The following is a 2,332-nucleotide window of genomic DNA, read 5'->3' on the forward strand; positions in this document are numbered from 1 at the left end:
GACGCTGCCGTCTTTGAGCACGACGCCTGTCGCGCGGCCTTTCTCGACGAGAACTTCGGCGACCTCCGCGTTCGTCTGGATGTCCACGCCATGTTCGGCCGCGTCCTTGGCCATGGCTTGCGTGATCGCGCCCATGCCGCCGACGGCGTGGCCCCACGCGCTTCTTGCCGTTCACCTCGCCGAAGGCGTGATGCAGCAGCACATAGGCGGTGCCGGGATCGTAGGGGCTCGCGTAGTTGCCGACGATGGAATCGAAACCGAGCAACGCTTTCAGCGGCGCGCTCTCGAACCATTCGTCCAAGACATCGGCCGCCGGCTTGGTGAAGAGATCGAGGAGGAGGCGCTGCTGCTCCAAATCGAGATGACGGAGGTCGTTGCCGAGCGCCACCGCGCGGCCGAGTTCGCGAAGCCCGCGCAAGCCGAAACCTTCGACCACGTTCGGGGGAGCCCGCAGAACGAGATCGCGCAAAACGTCCGCGATCTCCTCGAGCTTGGCGCCATAAGCATCGTAGCGGTCGGCGTCGCGCTGGCTGAACTTAGCGATCTCGGATTTGGTGCGCCCGTCGCCCGTCAACAGATAGCCGCCGTCGGGGAGCGGCAGGAAGTTCATCAGCGGCCGTTCGAGGATCTTCAGCCCATGCCGGTGCAGTTCGAGATCGGCGATAATTTTCGGGTTGAGCAGGCTCACCGTGTAGGAGGCGATCGAGTTGCGGAAGCCGGGATGGAACTCCTCCGTGACCGCGGCGCCTCCGACAATAGGGCGACGCTCCAGGACCTTAACCTTGAGGCCGGCGCGGGCGAGATAGGCGGCGCAGACGAGCCCGTTGTGCCCGCCGCCGAGGATCAGGACATCATATTCCTTTGTGGGAGAGGCTGACACGGCGCGGCCCGTATGAATCTCGTTCAAGGACCGCCTGTATAGGCCAGCCGGCGGTCTTCGTCACTTCGAGCGGCGTTGTCTGCCCAGGAATCGACACAGGGAGAGGCTATGGCTGAGCGATGCCCGACGTAGCGAAGTTACGGCGCATGGTGGCCTTCCTTCGGGAGGAAATCCCGGCGGAGGACGTCTCCAAGAATCCGGTCGTCAACCATCCGCACAACACAGCGCGTATGGTGCCCGAGCGGCTGCCCGCGGCCAGGATCAAGGAGTTGTCGCAGCTCCAGCCCGAGAAGGCGGTGGTTGCGACTCTGGCCGAATGGGCGGGGATCGCCGGGGCCATCGCCCTGTGCACATATTTCTGGCACCCAATACTTTATGTGCTCGCGGTCATGTTCATCGGCGCGCGCCAGCATGCGCTGCTGATCCTCGGCCACGACGCCTCGCACTTCCGCACGCTGAAGACGCGTTGGCAGAACGACCTGTTCGCCAATATTTTCATGATGTGGCCGACCTTCGCCTCGGTCGAAGGCTTCCGCAAGTTCCACGGCACGCATCACCAGTACACGAACCTGCCAGACGACGGGAACCGCCACATCTGGTACACGCACGACGCGGCGGGCGAACTCGCACCGGATTGGCAGTTTCCGAAAACGCGGCTCGGGCTCGCACTGGTGCTGCTGCGCCGCGCGGCGTTTCTCACCGGTCTATTCTGGATTGTGCGCGGTCTGGTCGGCTCGACACTCATTCCCTCGCCGGGGTGGATGCGTGCAGCACGGTTCAGCTTCTATGCCGTGACGATCGCGGCGCTGACGTATTTCAGTCTGTGGTCCGCGTTTCTGCTTTATTGGATCGTGCCGTTCTGCACTTGGCACCTCGCGGCGCAATATATGCGCCTGATCTGCGAGCACAGCGCGGTGGAGAGCGATGAGGAAGAATATTCCATCACGCGTAGCACGATCCCGACGTGGCTCGAGCGGATCTTCATCCTGCCCTGCAATGTGGGCTACCACCTGGAACATCACTGGTATCCGAGCGTGCCGTTTTACCGGCTACCCGAGTTGCATCAGGCCCTGATGGAACGTCAGGGTTTTCGCGAGCACGCCGTGATACGTCACTCCGTTCTGACGTCGCTCAGCGAATGCGTCCGGCGGCAGTCTTCGCCCGGCACCCAGTTGGCCCAGGAAAGCGCCCGCTAGGCAGCGCTCGGGTCAGACTTGCGGGCACTGCGCCGGCAATTCGTACAGCCTGAAGATTTCGGCTTTGACGCGGGCCTTGCAGGTCAGGTCGGCGGGCCGGCACAACCCATATTGCAGCAGACGCTTCCGCACGCCGGAGTGACTTTGCTCATGCAGCGCGCGGCCGGCGCGCACGAGGCGGCAGATGTGATGCTTGTCGAAGCCGATGCGCTCCAAATCCACGCCAAAGGCGGCCGCGTATTTGGCCACGGTCGCG

2 protein-coding genes and 1 pseudogene are annotated in these 2,332 nt (G+C 63.4%); 1 reads left to right on the plus strand and 2 read right to left on the minus strand.

The features are described 5' to 3' along the window. A pseudogene (locus tag AUC71_RS10520) lies at positions 1 to 880 on the minus strand (phytoene desaturase family protein); the annotation flags it as partial. Between the two features lie 119 nt (positions 881 to 999). Between AUC71_RS10520 and AUC71_RS10525 the strand changes: the two are divergent. Further along, positions 1,000 to 2,076 (plus strand): fatty acid desaturase family protein, encoded by a 1,077-nt coding sequence (locus AUC71_RS10525; protein WP_069624227.1) that lies wholly within the window; start codon positions 1,000 to 1,002, stop codon positions 2,074 to 2,076. A gap of 12 nt (positions 2,077 to 2,088) precedes the next feature. Here AUC71_RS10525 and AUC71_RS19525 read toward each other — a convergent pair. Next, positions 2,089 to 2,332, minus strand: a 244-nt coding sequence (locus tag AUC71_RS19525; protein WP_158007795.1) for a hypothetical protein, incomplete at its 5' end; no start/stop codon positions are given.

Origin of the sequence: Methyloceanibacter marginalis (assembly GCF_001723295.1) — a bacterium.
Taxonomy (GTDB): Bacteria; Pseudomonadota; Alphaproteobacteria; order Rhizobiales; family Methyloligellaceae; genus Methyloceanibacter; species Methyloceanibacter marginalis.